At 64.8% G+C, this 24226-nt stretch carries 22 protein-coding genes; 10 read left to right on the top strand and 12 right to left on the bottom strand.

What is annotated here, in order from left to right; translation table 11 throughout:
- Positions 1 to 120 precede the first annotated feature (120 nt).
- From ilvC to AC1TPF_RS11125, 3 genes are all read right to left on the bottom strand, one after another.
- Positions 121 to 1122, bottom strand: a complete 1002-nt coding sequence (gene ilvC / locus AC1TPF_RS11135; RefSeq protein WP_482144085.1) for a ketol-acid reductoisomerase — start codon at positions 1120 to 1122, stop codon at positions 121 to 123.
- Positions 1123 to 1205: 83 nt separating this feature from the next.
- Positions 1206 to 1709 carry an acetolactate synthase small subunit gene (ilvN, locus tag AC1TPF_RS11130; protein ID WP_482135071.1) on the bottom strand — a complete coding sequence of 168 codons (504 nt, stop codon included), beginning with the start codon at positions 1707 to 1709 and terminating at the stop codon, positions 1206 to 1208.
- Positions 1706 to 3652, bottom strand: coding sequence for an acetolactate synthase large subunit (locus tag AC1TPF_RS11125; protein WP_482135072.1), 1947 nt, complete (start codon positions 3650 to 3652; stop codon positions 1706 to 1708). The genes ilvN and AC1TPF_RS11125 overlap by 4 nt, the downstream gene beginning before the upstream one ends.
- 324 nt (positions 3653 to 3976) lie before the next feature.
- Between AC1TPF_RS11125 and AC1TPF_RS11120 the strand changes: the two genes are divergently transcribed.
- Both AC1TPF_RS11120 and ilvD read left to right on the top strand, forming a co-directional pair.
- The gene (locus tag AC1TPF_RS11120; protein WP_482135073.1) at positions 3977 to 4423 is read left to right on the top strand and encodes a PH domain-containing protein; all 447 of its coding nucleotides are present in this window, start codon (positions 3977 to 3979) and stop codon (positions 4421 to 4423) included.
- A gap of 104 nt (positions 4424 to 4527) precedes the next feature.
- Positions 4528 to 6375, top strand: coding sequence for a dihydroxy-acid dehydratase (gene ilvD, locus AC1TPF_RS11115; protein ID WP_482135074.1), 1848 nt, complete (start codon positions 4528 to 4530; stop codon positions 6373 to 6375).
- A gap of 103 nt (positions 6376 to 6478) precedes the next feature.
- On the opposite strand, the gene AC1TPF_RS11110 is transcribed toward ilvD, so the two are convergent.
- Both AC1TPF_RS11110 and AC1TPF_RS11105 read right to left on the bottom strand, forming a co-directional pair.
- Positions 6479 to 8062 carry a succinic semialdehyde dehydrogenase gene (locus tag AC1TPF_RS11110; RefSeq protein WP_482143862.1) on the bottom strand — a complete coding sequence of 528 codons (1584 nt, stop codon included), beginning with the start codon at positions 8060 to 8062 and terminating at the stop codon, positions 6479 to 6481.
- A gap of 168 nt (positions 8063 to 8230) precedes the next feature.
- On the bottom strand, positions 8231 to 9262 hold the full coding sequence (locus AC1TPF_RS11105) for a DoxX family membrane protein (protein WP_482143860.1): 1032 nt from the start codon (positions 9260 to 9262) through the stop codon (positions 8231 to 8233).
- A gap of 106 nt (positions 9263 to 9368) precedes the next feature.
- On the opposite strand from AC1TPF_RS11105, the gene AC1TPF_RS11100 reads away from it, so the two are divergent.
- Complete coding sequence (locus AC1TPF_RS11100; protein WP_482143858.1) at positions 9369 to 10511, top strand: PQQ-dependent sugar dehydrogenase; 1143 nt, start codon at positions 9369 to 9371, stop codon at positions 10509 to 10511.
- An 80-nt stretch (positions 10512 to 10591) separates the two neighbouring features.
- On the opposite strand, the gene gatB is transcribed toward AC1TPF_RS11100, so the two are convergent.
- Positions 10592 to 12094, bottom strand: coding sequence for an Asp-tRNA(Asn)/Glu-tRNA(Gln) amidotransferase subunit GatB (gene gatB / locus AC1TPF_RS11095; RefSeq protein ID WP_482135078.1), 1503 nt, complete (start codon positions 12092 to 12094; stop codon positions 10592 to 10594).
- 185 nt (positions 12095 to 12279) lie between these two features.
- Between gatB and AC1TPF_RS11090 the strand changes: the two genes are divergently transcribed.
- From AC1TPF_RS11090 to AC1TPF_RS11080, 3 genes are read left to right on the top strand one after another with little or no spacing between them, the layout of a single operon-like run.
- Entirely contained in the window at positions 12280 to 13521 is a 1242-nt protein-coding gene (locus AC1TPF_RS11090) for an ABC transporter substrate-binding protein (RefSeq protein ID WP_482143856.1), read from the top strand.
- Positions 13518 to 14540: a FecCD family ABC transporter permease gene (locus AC1TPF_RS11085; protein WP_482143855.1), complete on the top strand. Its 1023-nt coding sequence runs from the start codon at positions 13518 to 13520 to the stop codon at positions 14538 to 14540. Before AC1TPF_RS11090 ends, AC1TPF_RS11085 begins: the two co-directional genes overlap by 4 nt.
- Positions 14537 to 15328 (top strand): ABC transporter ATP-binding protein, encoded by a 792-nt coding sequence (locus AC1TPF_RS11080; protein ID WP_482143853.1) that lies wholly within the window; start codon positions 14537 to 14539, stop codon positions 15326 to 15328. Before AC1TPF_RS11085 ends, AC1TPF_RS11080 begins: the two co-directional genes overlap by 4 nt.
- A gap of 76 nt (positions 15329 to 15404) precedes the next feature.
- Here the strand turns inward: AC1TPF_RS11080 and AC1TPF_RS11075 are convergent, their stop codons facing one another.
- The 3 genes from AC1TPF_RS11075 to AC1TPF_RS11065 all read right to left on the bottom strand — a co-directional run bounded on the left by AC1TPF_RS11075 (position 15405) and on the right by AC1TPF_RS11065 (position 18503).
- The gene (locus tag AC1TPF_RS11075) at positions 15405 to 16439 is read right to left on the bottom strand and encodes an ATP-dependent 6-phosphofructokinase (RefSeq protein WP_482135082.1); all 1035 of its coding nucleotides are present in this window, start codon (positions 16437 to 16439) and stop codon (positions 15405 to 15407) included.
- Positions 16440 to 16561: 122 nt separating this feature from the next.
- Positions 16562 to 17215, bottom strand: coding sequence for a response regulator (locus AC1TPF_RS11070; protein WP_482135083.1), 654 nt, complete (start codon positions 17213 to 17215; stop codon positions 16562 to 16564).
- A gap of 28 nt (positions 17216 to 17243) precedes the next feature.
- Positions 17244 to 18503 (bottom strand): sensor histidine kinase, encoded by a 1260-nt coding sequence (locus tag AC1TPF_RS11065; protein WP_482143851.1) that lies wholly within the window; start codon positions 18501 to 18503, stop codon positions 17244 to 17246.
- A gap of 164 nt (positions 18504 to 18667) precedes the next feature.
- On the opposite strand from AC1TPF_RS11065, the gene AC1TPF_RS11060 reads away from it, so the two are divergent.
- Positions 18668 to 19282, top strand: coding sequence for a hypothetical protein (locus tag AC1TPF_RS11060; protein ID WP_482135085.1), 615 nt, complete (start codon positions 18668 to 18670; stop codon positions 19280 to 19282).
- An 11-nt stretch (positions 19283 to 19293) separates the two neighbouring features.
- Positions 19294 to 20508, top strand: a complete 1215-nt coding sequence (locus AC1TPF_RS11055) for an alpha/beta-hydrolase family protein (RefSeq protein WP_482143850.1) — start codon at positions 19294 to 19296, stop codon at positions 20506 to 20508.
- A gap of 59 nt (positions 20509 to 20567) precedes the next feature.
- Here the strand turns inward: AC1TPF_RS11055 and gatA are convergent, their stop codons facing one another.
- Complete coding sequence (gatA, locus tag AC1TPF_RS11050) at positions 20568 to 22061, bottom strand: Asp-tRNA(Asn)/Glu-tRNA(Gln) amidotransferase subunit GatA (protein WP_482135087.1); 1494 nt, start codon at positions 22059 to 22061, stop codon at positions 20568 to 20570.
- Positions 22058 to 22357 carry an Asp-tRNA(Asn)/Glu-tRNA(Gln) amidotransferase subunit GatC gene (gatC, locus tag AC1TPF_RS11045; protein ID WP_482135088.1) on the bottom strand — a complete coding sequence of 100 codons (300 nt, stop codon included), beginning with the start codon at positions 22355 to 22357 and terminating at the stop codon, positions 22058 to 22060. The genes gatA and gatC overlap by 4 nt, the downstream gene beginning before the upstream one ends.
- A 175-nt stretch (positions 22358 to 22532) precedes the next feature.
- Here gatC and AC1TPF_RS11040 point away from each other — a divergent pair, with 175 nt between their 5' ends.
- Both AC1TPF_RS11040 and AC1TPF_RS11035 read left to right on the top strand, forming a co-directional pair.
- Complete coding sequence (locus tag AC1TPF_RS11040; RefSeq protein WP_482137218.1) at positions 22533 to 22874, top strand: YbjQ family protein; 342 nt, start codon at positions 22533 to 22535, stop codon at positions 22872 to 22874.
- A gap of 74 nt (positions 22875 to 22948) precedes the next feature.
- Entirely contained in the window at positions 22949 to 23617 is a 669-nt protein-coding gene (locus AC1TPF_RS11035; RefSeq protein WP_482135089.1) for an ACT domain-containing protein, read from the top strand.
- 57 nt (positions 23618 to 23674) lie between these two features.
- Here AC1TPF_RS11035 and AC1TPF_RS11030 read toward each other — a convergent pair whose 3' ends face one another.
- Entirely contained in the window at positions 23675 to 24226 is a 552-nt protein-coding gene (locus AC1TPF_RS11030; RefSeq protein WP_482143848.1) for a YdcF family protein, read from the bottom strand.

Raw genomic sequence — 24226 nt, 5'->3', positions numbered from 1 at the left:
GTGGTTCGGGCATCGCGATCCTGCAGATCGACGAATCACCGGATTTCGCCTGTCCTGAGACGGACAACAGAAAGGCCCCGAACCAATGGTCCGGGGCCTTTCTATGAATACGCTTGAATATCAGGCGGTTTCGGTGATCGGGCGATCAACCCAGCTCATCAGGTCGCGCAGCTTCTGGCCGGTGACCTCGATCGGGTGCTCGGCGTTCTGCTTACGCAGACCTTCGAGCTCCTTGTTGCCACCCTCGACGTTGGCAACCAGACGCTTGACGAAGGTGCCGTCCTGGATGTCCTTGAGGATGGCCTGCATGCGCTCCTTGGTACCCGCGTCGATGACCCGCGGGCCCGACACGTAGCCACCGAACTCAGCGGTGTCGGACACCGAGTAGTTCATGCGGGCGATGCCACCCTCGTACATGAGGTCGACGATGAGCTTGAGCTCGTGAAGCACCTCGAAGTACGCCATCTCGGGCGCGTAACCGGCCTCGACCATGACCTCGAAGCCGACCTTGACGAGTTCTTCGGTGCCGCCGCAGAGCACGGCCTGCTCGCCGAAGAGGTCCGTCTCGGTCTCCTCCTTGAAGGTGGTCTTGATGACGCCTGCACGGGTGCCACCGATGCCCTTGGCATAGGACAGCGTGAGAGCCTGGCCCTCACCCTTGGGATCCTGATCCACTGCGATGAGCGCGGGAACGCCCTTGCCGTCGACGAACTGACGACGCACGAGGTGGCCGGGGCCCTTCGGTGCGACCATGCCGACGGTGACGAACTCCGGAGCCTTGATCAGGTCGAAGTGGATGTTCAGGCCGTGACCGAAGAACAGCGCGTCGCCGTCCTTGAGGTTGGGCTCGATGTCATTGGTGAAGATGCTTGCCTGAGCGGTATCCGGTGCGAGCACCATGATGACGTCCGCCCACTCGGAAACCTCTGCCGGCGTACCGACGGTCAGGCCGGCTTCCTCCGCCTTGGCACGAGACTTCGAGCCTTCTTTGAGGCCGATGCGGACCTCGACGCCCGAGTCGCGCAGGCTCAATGAGTGCGCGTGACCCTGGCTGCCGTATCCGATGACCGCAACCTTGCGGCCCTGGATGATCGACAGGTCGGCATCGTCGTCGTAGAACATCTCGACTGCCACTTGACTTCCCTTCATTGGTGAATCTCCCGGCCATCATTGGCCAGGGATCAGTTTTGTTTGTCTAGATTGTGTCAGCGAGCCGCGGACATGCTCTTGGGGCCACGGCCAAGGGCGACGATGCCCGACTGGGCGATCTCCCTGATGCCGTAGGGATCGAGCATCTTCAGCAGCGCGTCGAGCTTGTCTTGCGTACCGGTCGCCTCGACGGTGATCGAGTCGGGTGAGACGTCGATTACCTTGGCGCGGAACAGGTTGACCACTTCGATCACCTCTCCGCGTGCGGATGCGTCGGCGCGCACCTTGACCATCAGGAGCTCGCGGGCCACCGAGGTGTCGGGGTCCTGCTCGACGATCTTGATGACGTTGATCAGCTTGTTGAGCTGCTTCGTCACCTGCTCCAGCGGGAAGTCCTCGACGGAGACCATGATGGTCATCCGCGAGACACCCTTGAGTTCGGTGGCACCGACGGCCAGCGACTCGATGTTGAAACCGCGACGCGAGAACAGCGACGCCACCCGGGCCAAAACGCCGGGACGATCTTCGACAAGCACGCTGAGCGTGTGGTGGGTGGTCACTTCTGCTCGCCCTTCTCGACGCTACGGGTCATCGCCTTGTGGATCTCATCGGGATGGGTGGACGCGGCCTCGTCGTCGTCGAACAGTGGACGAATGCCCCGGGCCGCCATGATCTGGTCGTTGCCGGTGCCGGCAGCGACCATCGGCCACACCTGCGCGTCGGCGCCGACGATGAAGTCGATCACGACCGGCCGGTCGTTGATCGCACGCGCCTGCGCCAGCACGGCGTCGACGTCTTCTTCACGCTCACAACGGAGTCCGACACAACCGAGGGCGTCCGCCAGTTTGACGAAGTCCGGGATGCGCTGCGACGGATCGGCATTGTGCGTCGACAGGTTGGTGTTGGAGTACCGCTCTTCGTAGAAGAGGGTCTGCCACTGCCGAACCATGCCCAGGTTGCCGTTGTTGATCACGGCCACCTTGATGGGGATGCCTTCGATGGCACACGTGGCCAGTTCCTGATTGGTCATCTGGAAGCAGCCGTCGCCGTCGATGGCCCACACCTCGGCGTCGGGCATGCCCTGCTTGGCACCCATGGCCGCCGGAACGGCATAGCCCATGGTGCCAAGGCCACCGGAGTTCAGCCAGGTACGCGGATTCTCGTACGAGATGAACTGTGCTGCCCACATCTGGTGCTGACCGACACCGGCGCAGTAGATCGCGTCGGGTCCGGCAGTCTTGCCGATCGCCGAGATCACGAACTCGGGCGACATCGAGCCGTCCGAGGGCCGGTCGTAGCTCAGCGGGTACGTGCGACGAACCCCGTCGAGGTAGGTCCACCACGTGCTCAGATCCGGCGCGCCGGTCGTGGTGGCCCGCTCATCGCGCACCGCCTCGATCAGTTCGGTGATGACCGCCATGCAGTCGCCGACGATGGGGACGTCGGCATGACGGTTCTTGCCGATTTCGGCGGGATCGATGTCGGCGTGGATCACCTTGGCGTCCGGCGCAAACGAGTCGAGCATGCCGGTGACCCGGTCATCGAAGCGAGCGCCGAGGGTGATCAGCAGATCGCTGCGCTGCAAACCGGCAACCGCCGCGACGGTGCCGTGCATTCCGGGCATTCCCAGGTGCTGCTTGTGGCTGTCTGGGAACGCGCCGCGGGCCATGAGGGTGGTGACCACGGGAATACCGGTGAGTTCTGCCAATTCGAGCAGTTCGGCAGATGCATTGGCCTTGATGACCCCGCCGCCGACGTACAGCACCGGTGCCTGGGCCGCGGCGATCATCCGCGCGGCCTCACGAACCTGCTTGCCGTGCGGCTTGGTCACCGGACGGTAGCCGGGCAGATCGATCTGTGGCGGCCACGAGAATGTGGTCTGCGCCTGCAGGATGTCCTTGGGGATGTCGACCAGGACTGCGCCCGGACGGCCGCTCTCGGCGATGTAGAAGGCTTCGGCCATCACCTTGGCGATCTCGGCGCCACTGTTCACCAAGAAGTTGTGCTTGGTGATCGGCATGGTGATACCGGAGATGTCGGCTTCCTGGAAGGCGTCGGTGCCGATCAGCGCCCGACCGACCTGCCCGGTGATCGCAACGATGGGAACCGAATCCATCTGAGCATCGGCCAACGGGGTCACCAGGTTGGTGGCGCCGGGTCCGGACGTCGCGATACAGACGCCGACGCGGCCCGTGGCCTGGGCATAACCGGTGGCCGCGTGACCCGCACCCTGTTCGTGACGAACAAGAATGTGGCGGACCTGCTTCGAATCGAACAGCGGGTCGTAAAGAGGGAGTACGGCTCCACCCGGAATGCCGAAGACCGACGTGACACCGAGTTCTTCGAGTGAGCGCACTACTGCCTGTGCTCCACTGACACGCTCGGGCGCGACCGTGCGCCGCTGTTGCGGCGAAGGTACGGCCGGGGCGCCATTGCCCGTGTTGCGCGATCCCGTTCCGCGGGGGCCTGGCCCCGGCTGGGTGCGTGCTGTTGGTGCGCTCACTGCACTTTCCCTCTACTCAGACGCTCGGCCCGATGGCCGCAACGTAGGTGGACAACAAAAAACCCCCGACAGCGGTGCTGTGCGAGGGTGGCGCGTCGATGCTTTGTGAGTACTTCGTGTACCCGGTCAGGCGGAGACGCGCCGGCCGAGTACGAGAATCTGTTTCTGCATCACAATTAAAGAGGCTAGAACTGCGGGTTCAAGGAGTCAAACTCATGCCATATCGATCCCACATGATGGGATCAGGGGCTCAGTCAGCAGGCCATCGATGGGCGGCGCACCGGACTGTCGAAGGCCACTCCCAAGGGATGGAACAATGTAGGAGTGTCTGAGCCAGAAGCAATCGAGTTGCCCGCGGAGTTCCGCATCCATCCCATCTCTTATTTTGCCGTCTTCATGATGGTGGTGTCCGCACTCGTGCTGGCCGGGGTATCACTGCCCTACCTGGGCTGGACACTCGCCGTACCCGTGGTCGTCGCGGTGTGGGTACACCGTCTTCGCACCACGGTCACCGAAGAAGGACTCACCACCCGGACACTGCGCGGTCAGCACAGCGCAACGTGGGATCAGATCACCGGACTGCAGTTCCCGCGTTGGGGCGCGGTGCGGGCGGTACTGCAGGACGACTCGACGTTGACCCTCCCCGCGATCAGCTTCCGGGACCTGCCCCGACTCTCTGCCGCCAGCAAGGGCCGCATCCCGGACCCGTATGCGGCCTCGGACGCCGCGGCCGCCGAGTCCGAGAGCGGCTCAGACAAAAAGGCCTCGTGACCACCGTTTTGAAACCGCGCCGCATAGCGGCGTAGCGTAAACCGCGCAACTCTCCGCACCGCAGCCCCGGTCGGAGCTGGTCGATAGGCGAGGAACCAATAGTCATGCCGCAGTTGAGGTCACGGAAAACCACCATCGGACGCAACGCCTCGGGCGCACGCTCACTCTGGCGCGCCACCGGCATGACCGATGACGACTTCGGTAAACCGATTGTCGCCATTGCCAATTCGTATACCCAGTTCGTACCCGGCCACGTGCATCTGAAGGACGTCGGCGAAATCGTCGCCGCCGCGGTCCGCGCTGCCGGTGGAGTGCCCCGCGAGTTCCACACCATCGCCGTCGACGACGGAATCGCGATGGGCCACGACGGCATGCTCTATTCCCTGCCGAGCCGCGAGATCATCGCCGACTCCGTGGAATACATGGTCAACGCGCACACCGCCGACGCACTCGTGTGTATCTCGAACTGCGACAAGATCACTCCCGGGATGCTCAACGCCGCGATGCGCCTGAACATCCCAACCGTGTTCGTCTCCGGTGGGCCGATGGAGGCCGGTAAGGCCGTCGTGGTCGGTGACACGGTTCATCCGTCGTCCGATCTGATCACCTCGATCTCCGCGTCCGCCAACGACTCCGTCGACGACGATGCACTGCGCGAGGTCGAACTGGCCGCCTGCCCGACCTGCGGTTCGTGCTCGGGCATGTTCACAGCCAACTCGATGAACTGCCTGACCGAGGCTTTGGGCCTGGCGCTGCCGGGCAACGGCTCGACGCTGGCCACGCACGAGGCACGGCACGCCCTGTTCACCCGCGCCGGAACCGTCGTCGTCGAAGCCGCCAAGCGGTATTACCACGAAGAAGACGAATCGGTGTTGCCGCGAAATATCGCCACCCCCACCGCATTCCGCAACGCAATGGCCCTCGATGTCGCCATGGGCGGATCGACCAACACGGTCCTGCACGTGCTGGCCGCCGCACAGGAGGGTGAGGTCGACGACTTCGACCTCACCGTCATCGACGAGATCAGCCGCAAGGTTCCCTGCCTGTCGAAGGTCTCCCCCAACTCGGATTACCACATGGAAGACGTGCACCGGGCCGGCGGAATCGCCGCGATCCTGGGTGAATTGCGCCGCGCCGGACTCATCGACTACACCGCGAGCACGGTTCACTCCCCCACCATCGGGACCTTCCTCGACGACTGGGACATCCGCGGCGGCAAGGCGATCGACGAAGCCTTCGAACTGTTCCACGCCGCCCCCGGTGGCGTGCGCACCACCACTCCGTTCTCGACGGCCAACCGGTGGAGTTCACTCGACACCGATGCGGCAGACGGTTGCATCCGCGACCTCGCGCACGCCTACACCGTCGAGGGTGGGCTCTGCGTCCTGCGGGGCAACCTCGCCGAGGACGGCGCCATCCTCAAGACCGCAGGCATCGACGAAGATCTCTGGCACTTCCAGGGCCCGGCGCGCGTCGTCGAGTCCCAGGAGGACGCCGTGCAGACCATCCTGAGCAAGACCATTCAGGCCGGTGACGTCCTGGTGGTCCGCTACGAAGGTCCCGCCGGTGGTCCCGGAATGCAGGAGATGCTCCACCCGACAGCCTTCATGAAGGGCACCGGCATGGGCAAGAAGTGCGCCCTGATCACCGACGGCCGGTTCTCCGGTGGTTCCTCGGGTCTGTCGATCGGGCACATCTCACCCGAAGCCGCCTCCGGTGGCGTGATCGGGCTCATCGAAGACGGCGATCAGATCCTCATCGACGTCAAGACGCGCAAGATCGAGGTCCTCGTCGACGACGAGACCCTGGCCGTGCGTCGCGCCAAGATGGATGCCTCCGAACGTCCGTGGCAGCCACGTGAGGTTCGCGAGCGCAAGGTCACCACCGCACTGCGCGCCTACGCGAAGCTCGCGACGTCGGCCGACAAGGGCGCCGTCCGCAAGGTCGACTGACCCCCGTTCACCAAATGCTCCACCTATACGAGGACGCTCCACATCTTTGTGGAGCGTCCTCGTATAGGTGGAGCGTTTGCGGCTGGTTGGGTTGCGCTGCAAGTCATTTGATGTGCAACTTCTTCATCGCCCGATAGACCCCGGCGATGAAAGCGACGTATCTCTCGGGGCTGATCTGGGGTGGGCGATCGAACTCGATGACGTGCTGGCTGGCCACCGTCTGCAGGTCGACGAACTCGAGAATGCCGACCTCACCGTGCCGACGGCCTTGACCTGACGCCTTCATCCCACCCATCGGGGCATCGTTCGACGCGTGGGCCGAGCCATATCCTTCGTTGATGTTGACCATCCCGCAACGGAGCTGCGCACCGATGCGAAGCCCCTTTGACGTATCTTTTGTCCACACACTGGCATTGAGCCCGTATTCGGTGTCGTTCGCGAGCCGGATCGCTTCGTCTTCGCTTGCCACTTTGTACACCGATACCACCGGTCCGAATGTCTCGTTGGCAAACACCTCCATCTCGGGCGTGACACCGTCGAGGATGGTCGGTTCGTAGAAGTACGGACCGAGGTCCGGTCGCGGACGTCCTCCGACGAGGACCTTCGCTCCGAGGTCAGTGGCCTGTGAGACGTGACGGCCCACTGTGTCGAGCTGACGTTTCGAAGTCAGGGAACCGACGTCGTAGCCGTATCCGGCGCCTTTGCCGAGTGTGAGCGCGCGAGTCCGGGCGATCAACTTCGCAAGGAACTCGTCGTACACCTCCGCTGCCACGTAGAGCCGTTCGGTTGACAGACATAGTTGCCCCGTCGTCGAGAAGCACGCTCGCGCAGTACCTCTGGCAGCTTTGTCCAGATCGGCATCGGCGAGCACCAGCATCGGATTCTTCCCGCCGAGTTCGAGTGTGCAGCCGATCAATCGGCGCCCCACGGCTTCGGCGATACGGCGTCCGGCGGCGCTCGAACCGGTGAACAGGATGTGGTCGCAAGCGTCGATCATCGGCTGGCCGACAGTTTCGGGTTCACCGACGACGATCTGCCACAAGTCGACGTCGAGTCCGCATTCAATCAGCAATTCCCGGCCTCGCAGGGCGCTGAGAACCGTCTGGGTGTCGGGCTTGTGGACAACGGCATTGCCGGCAAGGAGCGCCGGGACAATATCGCTGACCGCCAGGGCGAGTGGGTAGTTCCACGGGGTGACAATCGCGACCACACCTTTGGGATGGCGGAACTCGGTGGTCCGGGTCGCCCCGGGGATCGCGCCGGCACGTCGACGCGGTGCGAGGAAGCCGGGGGCGTGACGCCCGTAGTACAGCGCGACCCCTGCGACGTCGATCGTCTCTTCGAAGGCACTGATCCGAGATTTGCCGGTCTCGGCTTGCACGATGTCGAGGAGCTCCCGTTTCGCGAGCACCTCATCGTGCAGCCGCAAAAACGGCGCCACCCGGTCGCGCGGGGAGGTCTGGGCCCACCGCTGCTGAGCCAGGCGGGCTTTGCCGAAGGCGTCGGCCACATCGCCGGCGGTGGACGAAGTAAACGTCGCCAGATGCTCCCCTGTCGCCGGAGAGTATGTGGACAGTTGCGGTCCGGTTCCGGTGATCGAAGCCGTCAGTCGATCGGCCTCGCCGGGTCCGAGGAACACGTCGGTGGTGCCGTCAGTCGTCTCGGGGAGTCTGGTTTCTGCAGTCATGTCTTCACCGTTCGTCGACCTCACCAGTCTTAGCCACCCGCGCAGGCCCCCATGGGGTAGTCGACTACCTCACCTCCCCGTTCACCAAACGCTCCACCTATACGAGGACGCTCCACATATTTGTGGAGCGTCCTCGTATAGGTGGAGCGTTTGTGGTGGGGCCAGAGGTCAGGGTGCGGGGTTGCCCGGGGATTCGAACGGGTTGGTTCCGTTGAACAGGAACCAGATGGTGATCGGCGCGGCGATGCCGATCACCAACCACGCCACCGAACCGATGAATGGCCGGGTGGCCCAACCTCGTCCGAAGTCGAGAGAAATACGGCCGGGACCGGTCAGGATGATCGCCGCAGCGGCCAATGCCAGGAACAACTCGAATTCGATGCCGCCGCCTGCGTAGTCCGGGTCGGAGGCGAAGAACCAGACACCGCCGGCAAGTGTTGCCTTGTAGGCCGACGCCACCAGCATCACGCCAAGCACCGCAGAGCCCGCGACCGGTGTCAGCAGACCGAGCACCAACATCAGGCCACCGATGGTCTCGGAGAGCGCCCCGAGGACCGCGAGGGGTTTGGCGGCGTCCGAGTTGAAGCCGATCGCGGGATCCGGTGCATTGATCAGGTAATCCTCGAAGCCGGACAGGCGCGGACCGTTCCACCACCCGAACAACTTCTGGCTGCCGTGCGCCATCGCGATCAGGCCCACACCGAGCCGGAGCACCAGCAGGCCGAGATCGAGCGTGCCGCGACGGGCCGGAAGCTCGGTCACCAGTGGAGCCACCGGTTCCGGTTCGGCCGGGCCGCCGGAAGCGAAGTCGTCATCGTCGTCATAACGCGGCTGCGGGCCGTGCTCACGGTGGAAGTCGTCCCGGTCGATGGCCGCGACCGGGATCCGCGTTGTCGCGTTCGACGGTGGCGCATCGGCAGCCGGGGTCATCACCACGTCGGTGTCCTGGTCGGCGATGTCGGCCGGGACCGACTCGTTCGACTGACGTTTGCGCATGGTGGGTATCTGCTCGGTTTCCTCGAGTTCGGCCTCACCGTCGGAGAAACCGGCGGATCGGTAGGGCTCATAGCCGTACGCGCCGGTATCCCCCTCGTCCTGCGCCCTGCGCGGGTCGTGTGCCCGCGTCAGGGGCAACTCGATCTGTTCGGTGGGCTCGTCGTATGGGCTCGACCCTTGGCCGTCGGGATCTCGTTCGGTCACACGATGACCTTAGAGGTTGTGTCGAGGATGGTCGCGATCACCGGGCCCATCGCGGTCGACCAGTTCGGGGGTCAACCAGTTCGAGGCGATCAGTAGGGTGGACGCCATGACATTGCGCCACCGGCCTGCGCTTGCCCGCCTTGTGGTCTCGCTGGTGGCGGCGGCCCTGGTGGTGACCGGCTGCAACGACGGTTTTGCCGAGCAGGACCGCAACCGCGAAGCCGGGGATTTCTCTGCGAATCAGAACCCGCAGATGCAACAGCCCTCCCAAACCCAGCCCAGTGTTCCGTCGACCGACCCCGGAGCCGACCCCGGCCCGTGCCCCGATCCCGACCCGGCGGTCATCGCAACCTGCCTCGGTGCCACCAGCGGGGTCCTCGCGGCCAGCGCCGACGCCACCTCGACGGTGGTTGCTGAGCGTGTCACCGGCAGGATCGTGCGCACCAAACGTGGCGGCCCGACGACGGAGGTCGCATCGTTGGACGTCGATGCCTCCGGCGACGGCGGTCTACTCGACTTCGCACCCTCCCCCGACTACGCGCAGGATCAGCTGGTCTACGCCTACATCACCACCGCAACCGACAACCGGGTCGTCCGGATCGCCAAGGGTGACATCCCCAAACCGATCGTGGTCGGTATCCCCAAGGGCACCACCGGAAATATGGGCACGATCTACTTCAAGAGCCCTACCGAACTGCTCGTCGCGACCGGTGACGCCGGCGATCCGCAGGCCGCTGCCGATCCGGATTCGCTTGCCGGAAAACTACTCTCGGTCACCGACCTCTCGTCGGGTGGCACCACGCCGCCGCGGGTGCTGACCTCCGGGCTCGGCGCCAACCCGGCGCTGTGCCCCGACGTCGTCACCGGCGCGCTGTATCTCACCGACCGCGCACCCGCCGAGGACCGACTGCAGATCATCAGCCCCACCGGGGTCGGACGCACGCTGTGGACCTGGCCCGACAAGCCGGAGACCGCGGGCTGCGCTGCCGTCGGCGGGATGATCGTGGTGTCGCAGACCCGAACTCAGGCGTTGCAGTTCCTGAACGCACCGACCGAGGAAAAGCCGGGCATCGAGGCGCCGGTCACGTTCCTGGACAAGAAGTACGGCGCCCTCGGTCGTCTCACCGCGGTCCCGGCCGGACTACTCCAGGTCGGAACGGTGAACAAGCAAACCGGTACGGCCGGTCCGACCGACGACCGCGTGGTGATCGTTCCGCTACCGGCAGGCAGCGCAAACACGAACATGTAAGGCACACCAATATGTGAAAACGGGCCCGGTCCGGGGTTTCAATGCCCCGGGCCGGGCCCGTTCACGTGACCATCAGACTTCTACTGGCAGGCCGCGAGCACCAGTTCTTTGACCCGGCCTGCGTCGGCCTGGCCACGGGTGGCCTTCATGACGTCGCCGACGATCTTTCCGGCAGCCGCGACCTTGCCGCTGCGGATCTTGTCGGCGATGTCGGGGTTGTTGGCCAGTGCCTCGTCGACCGCCTTCTGCAACGCCGAATCGTCCCGGACGACCTCGAGGCCGCGATCGGCGACGATCTGTTCGGGCTCGCCTTCACCATCGAGAACCGCCGTCAACACCTGCTGGGCCAGCTTGTTGGTCAGCTTGCCGTCCTCGACAAGCTTGATGACCGTTGCGACCTGCGCCGGGGTGATCGACAGATCCGCCAGGTCGGTACCGCGGGAGTTGGCCTGCTGCGCCAGGAACGACACCCACCAACTGCGGGCCGCATCGACCGGTGCACCGGCGTCGACGGTCGCAATGATCAGGTCCACGGCACCGACATTGACGAGGTCACGCATCACCGCGTCGGAGACGCCCCACTCTTCCTGGATCCGCGCCCGGCGCAGCCACGGAAGCTCTGGCAGGGTTGCCCGGATCTCCTCGATCCACGCGGAATCCGGTTGTACCGGAGGCAGATCAGGTTCCGGGAAGTAGCGGTAGTCCTCGGCGGTCTCCTTGCGGCGACCGGCCGACGTCGACCCGTCGGTCTCCTGGAAGTGCCGGGTCTCCTGGATGATCTCGACACCGGCCTTGAGCAACGCGGCCTGACGGCGCATCTCGTAACGCACCGCCACCTCGACACTCTTGAGCGAGTTAACGTTCTTGGTCTCGGTGCGGGTTCCGAACTCGGTGGCGCCCTTGGGCATCAACGACAGGTTCGCATCGCAGCGCATCGAGCCCTGGTCCATCCGGACGTCGGAGACATTGAGCGACTTGAGCAAGTCACGCAGGGCCGTGACGTAGGCGCGGGCCACCTCGGGTGCACGGGCGCCTGCGCCTTCGATGGTCTTGGACACGACCTCGATCAGCGGCACGCCGGCCCGGTTGTAGTCGAGCAGCGAATGGCTGGCACCGGAGATACGTCCGGTTCCGCCGACGTGCAGCGATTTGCCGGTGTCCTCTTCCATGTGGGCGCGCTCGATCTCGACCCGCCAGGTGGTGCCGTCGTCCAGCACCACATCGAGGTAACCCTCATAGGCGATCGGGTCGTCGTACTGCGAGATCTGGTAGTTCTTCGGCTGATCCGGGTAGAAGTAGTTTTTCCGGGCGAAGGTGCTCGATGGCCGGATGGAGCAGTTGAGGGCCAGCCCGATCCGGATAGCCGATTCGATGGCTTTCTCGTTGACGACGGGCAGCGAGCCCGGCAGTCCGATGCACACCGGGCAGACCTGCGTGTTCGGTTCGGCGCCGAAGGTCGTGGGGCAACCACAGAACATCTTGGTCTCGGTGCCCAGCTCGACGTGCACCTCCATACCCATCACCGGGTCGAAGTCGGCGATGACGTCGTCGTAGTCGAGCAGTTCGGTGGTCACAGCAGTCATGACACGTAGTTTAAACCGGCTCGAACCTGCAGGTTATAGTCGGTTCGCCGTGCGAGTGGGAAATCCGGTTTCAATCCGGGACGGTCGCGCCACTGTGAGATCACCGAGAGGTGATGAGTCAGAACACCGCAGCACGGTAGATATCCATCGAGTGCGGGACGCGTATATCCCGCAGAGGAGACGCCGTGCCCGTGCCCGTGCCATCGCCATTCCGATCCATTTCATCTTCTGCGCGCAGCTGCCGTGCCCGTAAGGGTCCGCAAGCCCTCATCGGTGTCGCCGCACTCGTCGCGACACTGCTCACCGCCTGCTCGGACGGTGGCAGCGACGACGATCAGGCCGTCGACGACCGCGATTGCATCGTCGACTTCGACGCCGACACCGACTACTACCCGGAGAAGTTGTCGATCGAATACGCCGACAACTTCGATCTGGACTACCGCGACTCGTACATCGTGGCGACCGTCAACGGGACGAGCCCGGATCAAAAGGACACGTTCGTGTTCACCAAGTGCGGCGCGCCCACACCCGAGCTGACCGAAGACCTCGCAGGCGCCACGGTCATCGACTCCCCCGCGTCCAGCCTGTTCCTCGGGTCGACCACGCAGCTCGCCGCTTTGGCAGAGCTCGATCAACTCGATGTAGTGACCGGTTTCGCCAACAGTGACTACGTCTACGGCGAGGCGGAGACCAAAGCGGTTGCCTCACTGCCGCAGTACGCGCCGACCGGTGAGATCGACCCGGAAATGGTGGTCTCGGCCAAACCGCATCTGTTGATCACCGACTATCCGACCGATCGATCGCTGGCACAGATCGAAAAGGCCGGGGTGCCGGTGATGATCAACAGCGACTGGCTCGAGGTCGATCCACTGGGCCGTGCGGAGTGGATCAAACTGTATGCGGCACTGACCAATACCGAAGAAGCCGCCAACGAGTTCTTCGACGGGGTCGCCCAGAATTACAACGACACCAAGGCAAGGGTCGGGGGCTCGACACCGGTGGAGGCCGCGCTCGGACTGCCTTACCAGGGCACCTGGTACATCCCCGGTGGTGGTAGCTACGGCGCGACACTGATGAAGGCGGCCGGAATCACCTACGCCTGGGCCGACAATCCCTCGACCGGCAGCATCTCCGAAGACATCGACACCGTGTACTCGCGCGCAGGCACTGCACCGCTGGCCCTGAGCAGTGAGAGCACCGCCACACTGGCCGATGCCATCGCCACCGATCCACGGATTGCACAGTTCGCGGCCTACCGAGACAACAACGCCTGGTCCGCGTCCGCACAGGTCAACGACGCCGGCGCCAACAACTACTTCGAACTCGGCGCCATCCGGCCGGATCTGACGCTCGCCGACCTGATCGCGATCGCGCACCCGGAACAGATGCCCGACCACACCTTCACCTTCTACAAGAAGCTGAGTTGAGCCGGACCTCCTGGACCATCGCCGGCCTGCTGCTGGCGGTGGTCGCCGCGCTGATCGCGGCGATGTCGGTCGGGTCGACGATCATCCCGATCGGCAACTGTTTTCAATATCTGTTCACCGGGGATGCCGGCGCCACCGAGTACACCACGCTGCTGCACGAGTTCCGGATGCCGCGGATCGTCACCGCGATCCTGGCCGGTCTGGCGATGGCTCTGGCCGGCCTGCTGATGCAGGCGATCTTCGCCAATCCCCTTGCCGAGCCCTACATTCTCGGTGTCTCGGCAGGCGCGAGCTTCGGTGTCGCGGTGGTGACGCTCGGTGCCGGTGGCGCCTTCCTCACGGTCGCCGATGATCACCAGACCTCGGTGACGGTCGCGGCAGCACTCGGAGCGGCCGCCGTGATGGGCGTGGTTGTGATTCTCTCCCAATGGATCACGTCGTCGTCGTGGCTGCTGATCACCGGTGTCATGCTGGGTTCTGTGGTGAGTTCGATCGTGTCGTTCATGCTCGCCTACGCCAGCCCCGGCGACATCCGCGAGTTCGTGATGTGGGGCCTCGGATCGTTCTCCGGTGTGTTGTGGGAAGACCTGCAGATCCTGGCCCCGGTCGTGGCCGTCGGCGCCGTCGTGACGATCGCGATGATCCCGGCGTTGAACGCGCTCCTGCTCGGTGAGTCCTACGCCAGGACCATGGGCATCCGGATGAACCTGACGCGGGTGGGCGCAGTCGTCGCCACCGCGCTGCTGGCAGGTTCGGTCACCGCCTACTGCGGACCCATCGCATTCATCGGTATCGCGGCGCCACATGTCGCCCGGATCGCGCTCGGCAAGTCCGACCATCGGGTGGTGCTGCCGGTTGCCGCGCTGGTGGGCATCGTCATCGCTCTGATCTGCGCCGCGCTGACCACCATGCCGGGCCGCGACGGCATCCTGCCGATCAACGTGCTGACAGCATTCTTCGGCGCACCGATCGTGGTCCTGGTGCTGATCCGGTCATTGCGATCGGGGGCAACCCGATGACCTCGCTCGAACTGTCGAAGCTGCGGGTCGGATATCGCAGACACCGTTTCGGCGGCAACGACAACCAGATCCTGCAGGCGGCCGACATCACTGCCGAACCCGGTGTGGTGACCGCGGTGATCGGTGCCAACGGCACCGGCAAGTCGACGTTGCTGCGGACCCTCGCCGGACTGCAGCCGGCCCTGGGCGGCACAGCGAAGCTGGGCGATAACCACCTGCTGTCGATGAGCCCAGCGTCCCGCGCCCGCGAGGTTGCGGTGGTGCTCACCGACCGCGTCGACGACAGCGGTCTGCTGACCGCCCGCGCCCTCGTCGAACTCGGCCGCACGCCCTATCACTCCTGGATTCCGGGCCGGTCGTCACAGGTCGCACCCATCGTCGACGAAGCCCTCGCCCGGATGGGAGCCTCGGCGTTCGCCGAACGCCGGATCGGTGAACTTTCCGACGGCCAACGCCAGCGGGTGCTGATCGCCCGTGCGCTGGCCCAGGAACCACAGCTGCTGATCCTCGACGAACCGAGTTCCTTCCTCGATGTCGCCGCCCGCACCGAATTGCTGTTGGTACTGCGAAAACTGGCCGCCGAGACCGGAATCGTGGTGGTGATGTCGACCCACGACGTCGAGGTTGCACTGCGGATCGTCGGCCCGGTCTGGCTCGCCCGCCGAGACGGGAACCTGGTGGCCGCCACCGCCGATCAACTGGTCGACGACGGCACGATCGCCACCGAATTCGACTCCCCCACAGTCCGTTTCAACAGTGAAGCGAGACTCTTCGAACCCCGCGTCTGACCCGAAAGTGTGCCCTTTTGGCGACGCCCACCTGGGGTTTTGTTCGCCAAAAGGGCACAGAATCGGGGGTTGGGGGTCAGCCGAAGAAGGCGGCGGCGTCCTCGTAGCGGTTCTGGGGAACGAGTTTGAGTTCTTTGACGGCGTCGCCGAGTGGGACGAGCCCGATGTTCTGGCCCTGCAGGCTCACCATCTGCCCGGTGTCGCCGTTGTGCGCGGCGTCGGAGGCGTTGACTCCGAAACGGGTAGCGAGGACACGGTCGAAGGGCGTCGGTTTGCCGCCGCGTTGCACATGGCCGAGCACCGTTGTCCGGACTTCTTTGTTGATCCGGCGTTCGATCTCCACGGCCAACTGCTGTGCGACCCCGGTGAAACGTTCATGACCGAACTCGTCGGTTCCGCCCTTGACCATCTCGAAGGCGTCCCCCTCCCGGGGTTTTGCGCCTTCGGCGACCACACAGATGAAATGCGAGTCACCACGCTGGAATCTGCGCTTCACCAGGCGGCAGACCTCTTCGACGTCAAAAGGCTGTTCGGGGATGAGGATCATGTGCGCACCGGACGCGATGCCGGAATGCAGCGCGATCCATCCGGCATGACGGCCCATCACCTCGACGAGCATCACCCGCTGGTGCGACTCCGCGGTGCTGTGCAGGCGATCGATGGCGTCGGTGGCCACGGTCAGAGCGGTATCGAAACCGAAAGTGACGTCGGTGCAATTGATGTCGTTGTCGATGGTTTTCGGGACACCGACCACCGGCACCCCTTCGTTGGACAGCCAGCTCGCCGCGGTCAGCGTGCCCTCGCCACCGATCGGGATGAGTACGTCGATACCGTTGTCGTCCAACGTCTGCCGGATCTGATCGAGTCCGGCGCGCAACTTGTCGGGATGGGTGCGGGCGGTACCGAGCATGGTGCCGCCCTTGGCCAGCAGCCGGTCGTTGCGGTCATCGGCGGCCAGATGGATCCGCCGGTCTTCGAGTAGTCCCCGCCAGCCGTCGAGAAATCCGACCACCGCCGAACCGTATCGGACCTCGCTGGTTCGGACCACGGCACGGATGACTGCGTTCAATCCCGGGCAGTCGCCGCCACCGGTAAGCACTCCAATGCGCATCAGGTGTCCTGCTCCTCGTCTGACGGTTGTCACAACGGCGGGCGTTTGTCCCGCCGTTGTCAATTGTGCTACCGATCTCCGAGTCTGGCTGGACTACGGTTGCACGACGTCATCCAAGGAGGTCAGCGCACTCCGTTTTCGAAGGCGTAGACAACGGCCTGCGCCCGGTCGCGCAGATGCAGCTTCGAGAGCACGTTGCTGACATGGGTCTTGACGGTCTGTTCGGCGACAAACAGATGGCCGGCGATCTCGGCATTCGACTTGCCCTCGGCAACCTGCTCGAGCACCTCGCGCTCGCGCGGTGTCAGAGCCGCCAACTCCCCCGGTTCTGCCTTACGCGGCCGATGTCGGCTGTTCACCTCCGCGATGAGACGACGCGTCACCGACGGCGCCAACAGTGCCTCACCGGCAGAGACCACGCGAACCGCACGCACCAACTCTTCGGCGGGTGCATCTTTGAGCATGAATCCGGACGCCCCGATCCGCAGCGCCTGGTAGACGTAGTCGTCGATGTCGAAGGTGGTGAGCATCAGGATCTTGCTCGGCACCCGCAGCGGGCCGGTGAGCAATTGTTCGGCCGCGGCCAACCCGTCGAGGATCGGCATGCGGACATCCATCAGCACCACATCGGGATGCAACGCGCGGACACCTTTCACCGCGGCCTGACCGTCAGCGGCATCACCCACCACCGAGATGTCGGGCTGCGCGGCCAACAGCGCGCCAAAACCCTGACGCACCATTGCCTGATCGTCTGCGATGAACACCGTGATCGACACCCGGCCAACCCTACTTTCACTCGGGCAATCAGACGTTGGTCGGCCCGGGAAGTTCCGGCGCACCGACCACTCGGAGCGGCAGAGCAGCACGGACCACAAACCCACCACCCGGTTGCGGCGCTGCCGACAACACCCCACCGACCGCCTTTGCCCGCTCGATCATCCCCGGAATCCCTTGCCCACCTGACGACTCCAGACTGATCGGCTGCCCGGTGGATGCGGTGTTGGCAATCGTGACGTTCAGATCATCACCGCGTACCGACAATTCGACGGTGACCTGGGCGCCGACGGCGTACCGGGTGGTGTTGGCCAACGACTCCTGAACGATGCGGTAGGCAACCAGAGCACAGGTATCTCCGACCTGCTCACCGGTCGACAACGGGTGATACGTGACATCAACACCGGCTCCGCGGGTCGCCGCGACGATCCCGCCGATCTGTTCCAATCCGGGGTTGGGATTGCGCGCGTACGCCTCGGCACCCGGCGAATCATCCTCCAGTCGAAGCACTCCCAACATCATCCGCACCTCGTCGAGAGCTTCCCGGGCCACATCGGCGATGGCATCGAACTCCGCAGCCGCCTCCTCCCCGACTCCGTCGACGCGATACTTGGCGGTCTGCGCCTGCACCACCACCACCGACATCCGGTGTGCAACAACGTCATGGAGGTCGCGGGCGATCCGGGTTCGTTCGGAAAGCACTGCATTCTTGGACTTCTCGGTGTCCTTCAACACTGTTTGCTGCGCCAACGCGACCCGCGACCGGACGATGATCCGGATCAAGATGCAGATGACGGCCGCGATGCTGAGCCCCACCACCCAGCCGACCTGGGCTTCCGGCGGTGTCGCCTGATACATCACAAAGCTGGACACCGCCCAGAAGACCGGAAGCAATCGCAACGGCGCCCGCAGATACGCCAACACGGTCAGGACGAGGATCTCGATCAGGTGCACCACCGAAATCGTGTAATTCCAGTCGTTGACCGGATCGATGGTCAGTCCGATGAGCTGTGCCGACACCACCGAGATCGCCCAGCCCAGGGTCGGATTGGACCAGCCGAGCATGATCGGGAACGCGGCGAACGCCGCGACGATCGGCATGACGGCAGGCCGCACATCGTGTGTCTGCGACAACGTCGGCCAGGCAATCGAATACATGATCAACGCGACCAGCGTGAGGAATATGTTGATCCGGTGCCCCAAGAATCGAGCGACCGCAGGGTCGGCTGCGATCGGCAATTTCTTGACCTCGCCGACCACGTAGTCGGCAGGCGCTGTCCACAGTTTCACCTCTACCACGCTAGCTCCCCTTTCCTGGTTGGGCCTCATACCTGAGAGTGAGATCGAGACGCCCCCGCAGTAGCGGACGGCGGCGCAACTCACCCGAACACGGCGCACGCATACACCCCGGTCGACCGATGTGTCGCAGTGCCTGCGATTTCTAGGTTGATCTCATGCGAGCTGCCGCAAGTCGAATCTTCCTGTCCAGCATGGTGATCAGCACAGTCCTGGCGGTGGGTATGTGGCCCGCCGCAGCGAACGCCACCTCGGCGCCCGTCGGCATGTCCGCAACCGAGATCGCCGAACGTCAGAGCCCGGCCGGAATGGTTGTCACTGCACTGACAGGACCCGACCCGCAGCAGGCGATCACGTCACTGCCGGACGATTTTGCGGCGCTGCTCGACTATCGGCCGCAGTTGACAGGCGGGCTGCCGAGCAACCCAGAAGGAGCATGTTCGTCTCCCATCCCCCTCCCCGATCGTTTCGAAGATCTCTGCAAGGCACATGACTTCGGCTACGACCTCTTGCGCTACGCACAGCGCCACGGTCAACCGCTGGGCCCCTGGGCACGAACGTCGCTGGATCGCATGCTAATCGAGGCGATGCACGACTCCTGCAGCAACCCGTCCTGCCACTGGGCCGCGGACCTGGCGCGAATCGGTTTGGCGTTCAACACCTGGCGCCAGCATGCCGGTGCGCCCGTGAGCAAAGAATCATTGCCATCGATTGTGGTGACCTCGGTTCAGCGCGGCGGCGAATCCCTCGCCTCGCTGGTGGGTCTGGCATGAGAACGCCACGTGTGAGTACGCGAGCGCGCAGAGCACCGAGCTGGCCCCGTCCACTGACCAGCATCGGCGCATTGAGCGGAGCCGCACTGGCACTCGCGCCGGCATCTCTACCGCGCGGGGCGTTCGTGGCCGGACTGCTCCTGGCCGCATTCGGCGGACTGGGCGCGTTGTTCGGCCGGGTCGCCGGAGGGAGGTGGCCGGGCAATATTCGATCGCGGCGGTACACCGGATGGATCTGCGCCGGACTGTTCACCGGCCTGTTCGGCCACATGCTCTGGTGGCAGAACGGATTACGTACACACCTCGACATGTCTCCCGTCGGCTTCTGGTGGATCCTGGGCGCACTGGGTCCATCAGCGCTGATTGCAGCCGCCTGTTACGTCCGCGCCCGGACGCGGGCAATCGTCGCCGCACTCGCTGTGGTGGCGGTACTGCCGCTGATGCCGTCACCCGCCGGCGCGGCCGGACCCACCCACAGTCCCGCGCAGGAGTTCGTCAGCACGGATGCCACTTCCTCGTCCCTGCGGATCTACGGCGAACTCGACGACCGCGATGTGCAGGTCCGGGCGACCGAAACCGTACGGCACTGGCAGGAGTCCGGCGGATTGCAGCGGCGCGCGGTGGTGATCGCGGTTCCAACCGGATCGGGGTGGGTGGATTCCGACGCAGTCACCGGATTCGAAACCCGTTTCGACAGCGACGTCAGCGTGATCACGTTGCAGTACAGCGACATTCCCTCATGGCAGGCGTTTGTCTCGTCCCCGCAACCGGCGCGGGACAGTGCTGTGGCGCTGACCGAGGCGGTGGTGTCAGCCGTCGAACGATCCCCGACGGAGGACCGCCCCGAGATCTACCTCTACGGCCAGAGCCTGGGCGCGATCGGTGCCGACGCCGCCCGGCGCCGCCTCCTCGATGTCGCACCCGACGCGATCTGCCACACGGTTCTCGCCGGCGCACCGGAGGGTTCTGCCACCATCGCCGCACCCAACACCACGGTGCTGGCCAACGGTTCCGACCCGGTCATCCGATGGTCGCCGCGACTGCTCTGGGAATCGCCGCAGCTACCACCCGACCTGCGTTCCGACATGCCCATCCCGCCATGGATCCCGATCGCGGGTTTCGTTCAGGCCAGCGCCGACCTCATCGGGGCACTGTCATACCCCGCCGGATTCGGTCATCAATATGGCACCGAGCAGGGTCTACTAGCGCCCGGGTGCCACCAATAATGTGCCCTTTTGGCGCACCCCACCTGGGGTTTTGTTCGCCAAAAGGGCACATCATCGGGCTAGACGATGGGGCCTCGGGCGGCTTCGTAGGCGGCACCGACACGGTAGAGACGTTCGTCGGCCATCGACGGCGCCATGATCTGCAGACCGACGGGCAGTCCGTCGTCCACCGACAGTCCCGACGGCACCGACATGGCGCAGTTGCCCGCCAGGTTGACCGGCAGGGTGCACAGGTCGAACAGGTACATGGCCAGCGGATCGTCGACCTTCTCACCGATCGCGAACGCGGTGGTCGGTGTGGTCGGCGAGATCAGTACGTCCACCGATTCGTAGGCCTTGGCGAAGTCGCGGGCGATGAGCGTCCGAACCTTCTGTGCCTGGCCGTAATACGCGTCGTAGTAGCCCGACGACAGGGCGTAGGTACCGATCATGATGCGGCGCTTGACCTCTGCGCCGAAACCGGCGTCACGGGTCATCGCCATCACCTGGTCGGCGCTGTTGGTGCCGTCGTCGCCGACACGCAATCCGTAACGCATCGCGTCGAAGCGAGCGAGGTTGCTCGACACCTCCGACGGCAGGATCAGGTAGTACGCACCCAGTGCGTAGGTGAAGTGCGGGCAGGAGACCTCGACGATCTCGGCGCCGCGCTCTTTCAGCGTTGTCACGGCCGCGTTGAACGATTCGAGCACACCGGCCTGGTAGCCATCACCCTGAAGCTCGGTGACGATGCCGATCCGGACACCCGAAAGATCTTCGGCGGCACCGGCTTTGGCAGCGGCCACCATGTCGGCGATGGGCTTGTTGATCGACGTCGAATCGCGGGGATCGTGTCCAGCGATCACCTGATGCAGCAGTGCGGTGTCCAGGACCGTTCGGGCACAAGGCCCACCCTGATCGAGTGAGGAGGCGCAAGCGACCAGCCCGTACCGCGACACCGTGCCGTACGTCGGCTTGACGCCGACGGTGCCGGTGACCGAAGCCGGCTGCCGCACCGAACCACCGGTGTCGGTACCGATGGCGAGCGGAGCCTGGAACGATGCGAGCGCGGCAGCACTACCGCCGCCCGAACCACCGGGAATCTTGGTGGTGTCCCACGGATTCCGGGTCACGCCGTAGGCGGAGTTCTCGGTGGACGAACCCATCGCGAACTCGTCCATGTTGGTCTTGCCCAGAATCGGGATACCGGCCGCGCGCAGCTTGGCGGTGACGGTGGCGTCGTACGGCGGAACCCAGCCTTCGAGGATCTTCGAACCGCACGTCGTCGGGGCATCGGTCGTGGTGAACACGTCCTTGAGCGCCAGCGGAACGCCCGCCAGCGGGGAAGCCGGGGCCTGACCGGCGGCGACGGCCTTGTCGACCTCGGCCGCGGTCGCCAGTGCCTGCTCGGCACCGACGTGCAGGAAGGCATTCAGCTCACCGTCAACCGCCTCGATCCGATCGAGGTGGGCCTGGGTGACCTCGACCGCGGACAGCTCACCGGCGTGGATCTTCGCGGCGAGATCGGCAGCGGACTGCCCGGTGATGGCACCGGACTCTCTGGTGGGGGCGCTCACGCTTCTTCTCCGAGGATCTGGGGGACGGCGAACCGTTGCTGCTCCACTGCGGGCGCACCGGACAGGGCTTGCGCGGGGGTCAGCCCGGGCACGACAACATCCGGACGCAGCACATTGGCCAGGTCGGCGGGATGTGCGGTGCCGGGAACGTCAGCAGCGGCGACCTCGGAGATGTTCGCGACGTGCGACAGGATCGAATCGAGCTGACCGGCGTAATGGTCGAGTTCGTCGTCGGTCAGCGCCAGCCGGGACAGCCGGGCCAGATGCGCTACTTCATCACGCGAGATGGCAGACACGCAGATGCACCCTTTCTTGTCGGTGTGGGCGGCTCACGAACTGTGGGCCAAACCCTTGGGCCAGAGTAGTCGGCCGCCGACCGGTGACAGGCACGGCCGTCCGGTCGCCCGACCGACGATCACACGCGTGGACTCAGAACTGCGCCGCCACAACACCAACCAGTTAGGGTTGCGCATGATCATCGTCACATCCAATGACATCCCGGGCTACCAGATCGCCAATACGATCGGCGAGTGTTTCGGCCTCACCGTTCGTTCACGCCACCTCGGATCGAACATCGGCGCCGGCTTCAAGTCGATGGTGGGTGGAGAACTCAAGGGCATCACCCAGTTGCTGCACGATTGTCGCCAAGAGGCACTCTCACGTCTGGCCACCGAAGCTCAACATCGGGGCGCCAATGCTGTTGTGGCCTTCCGATTCGAGACGACCGAGTATGCAGGCACCGGCATCGAGGTCTGCGCATACGGCACCGCAGTCGTCGTCGAACCGCTCGCCGGGAATCCCCCTCAGAACTGACCCTTCCTCCTATCACGCGCCCTGGACCTCGATGTCCGGCGCCTGAACAGCGCCGGACCAACTCCGGTGGGAGAATGACCGGCGTGTCCTACCTGTTGCGCGTCTACCTGCAAGATCGTCCCGGCTCACTCGGTCTGCTGGCCGTGTCACTCGGTTCCGTCGGCGCCGACATCCTCTCGCTCGACGTCGTCGAGCGAGGTGAGGGTTACGCGGTCGATGACATCGTTGTCGAGGTCCCCCGCAGCGCATTGCCCGACACATTGATCACGGCAGCGGAGAAGGTGGACGGGGTTCGCGTCGACTCGATCCGGCCGTATACCGGTCTGCTCGAAACCCATCGCGAACTCGAACTGGTCAACGACATCGCCCGCGCAGGCCGCGATCGCCTGCAGGTGCTGGTCGATTCCGCACCGCGAGTGCTCCGAGTCGACTGGGCGACCATCATCACCGCTGGCGGTGGCGGCGGCGCAATCCAGTTGTTCGGCAGCTCGAGTGCTCCCGAGACCCAGCTGACCGATGCCAGCTGGCTGCCCATCGCCGAGACCGCCGAGCTCAATCCCGAAGCGCCCTGGGTCCCCCAATCGTGGCGCGACATGGACATTCGGCTGGCCGCCGCTCCGATCGGCACGCCCGGCAAGGCGCTGTTGCTCGGACGACCGGGCGGCCCGGACTTCCGGCCGTCCGAAATCGCCCGAATCGGCTACCTGGCGAAAATCGTCACCACGGTGCTCTCGCAGAGCTGACGCCACAGCCGCGAGCCGCGAGAAGGCGGGTCGCGGGGGGTGCGGGCGGCGCCCCGGTCAGGCGTACGCGGGTTCGACCGCGATGTTTGCATTCTGTTCGGCCACTTGAGTTCTGAACGCTTTCATGGCGCGAGGCATATGAAAGCCGTTGGTCACGATGACCGCGCCGGTGGCTCCGAGGCCTTTGAGCATCGCAACAACTCGGATCGCGTTGTCGTTGGTACTCATGGCTGCGTGCTCGTCAATGACCTGCCAGGGCGCAACTCCCCGTTCGACGAGCTGGAGGTGCATGAAGGTGGCCTCTGATATCGGCAGCGTCCAGGTGTTTCCTCCGGTGACGATGATCCGGTTGAGTGGGTGCGCGCGAGCGAGCGCCGCGGCCCGGTCAAGGCGATCCTGCAGGATCGGCGGCGGGTCCCCGCCGGGATCCATGCGCGCACCGAGGACCACTATGTAGCGACCGATCGGATCGGCCGCGAGGAATGCGTCGGTCGAGGCTCCCGGTTCGGCCTCGGCGGGCGGCGGTGTGATTGCTGCAGGCGCCAGAAATGCAGTAAACGCTGTGACAGTCGCGGCCAAAACCACGAATCCCCTCCGTGCAGATTTCAT

It is taken from the genome of Williamsia sp. Y853 (genome assembly GCF_056786495.1).
This window is presented reverse-complemented; position numbering and strand designations above follow the sequence as displayed.

Excerpts from the sequence above, each read along its gene's own strand:
- ilvC (WP_482144085.1), bottom strand. The coding sequence starts at position 1,122 with ATGTTCTACGACGACGATGCCGACCTGTCGATCATCCAGGGCCGCAAG.
- ilvD (WP_482135074.1), top strand. The coding sequence starts at position 4,528 with ATGCCGCAGTTGAGGTCACGGAAAACCACCATCGGACGCAACGCCTCG.
- AC1TPF_RS11110 (WP_482143862.1), bottom strand. The coding sequence starts at position 8,062 with ATGACTGCAGAAACCAGACTCCCCGAGACGACTGACGGCACCACCGAC.
- AC1TPF_RS11100 (WP_482143858.1), top strand. The coding sequence starts at position 9,369 with ATGACATTGCGCCACCGGCCTGCGCTTGCCCGCCTTGTGGTCTCGCTG.
- gatB (WP_482135078.1), bottom strand. The coding sequence starts at position 12,094 with ATGACTGCTGTGACCACCGAACTGCTCGACTACGACGACGTCATCGCC.
- AC1TPF_RS11080 (WP_482143853.1), top strand. The coding sequence starts at position 14,537 with ATGACCTCGCTCGAACTGTCGAAGCTGCGGGTCGGATATCGCAGACAC.
- AC1TPF_RS11075 (WP_482135082.1), bottom strand. The coding sequence starts at position 16,439 with ATGCGCATTGGAGTGCTTACCGGTGGCGGCGACTGCCCGGGATTGAAC.
- AC1TPF_RS11060 (WP_482135085.1), top strand. The coding sequence starts at position 18,668 with ATGCGAGCTGCCGCAAGTCGAATCTTCCTGTCCAGCATGGTGATCAGC.
- AC1TPF_RS11040 (WP_482137218.1), top strand. The coding sequence starts at position 22,533 with ATGATCATCGTCACATCCAATGACATCCCGGGCTACCAGATCGCCAAT.
- AC1TPF_RS11035 (WP_482135089.1), top strand. The coding sequence starts at position 22,949 with ATGACCGGCGTGTCCTACCTGTTGCGCGTCTACCTGCAAGATCGTCCC.
- AC1TPF_RS11030 (WP_482143848.1), bottom strand. The coding sequence starts at position 24,226 with ATGAAATCTGCACGGAGGGGATTCGTGGTTTTGGCCGCGACTGTCACA.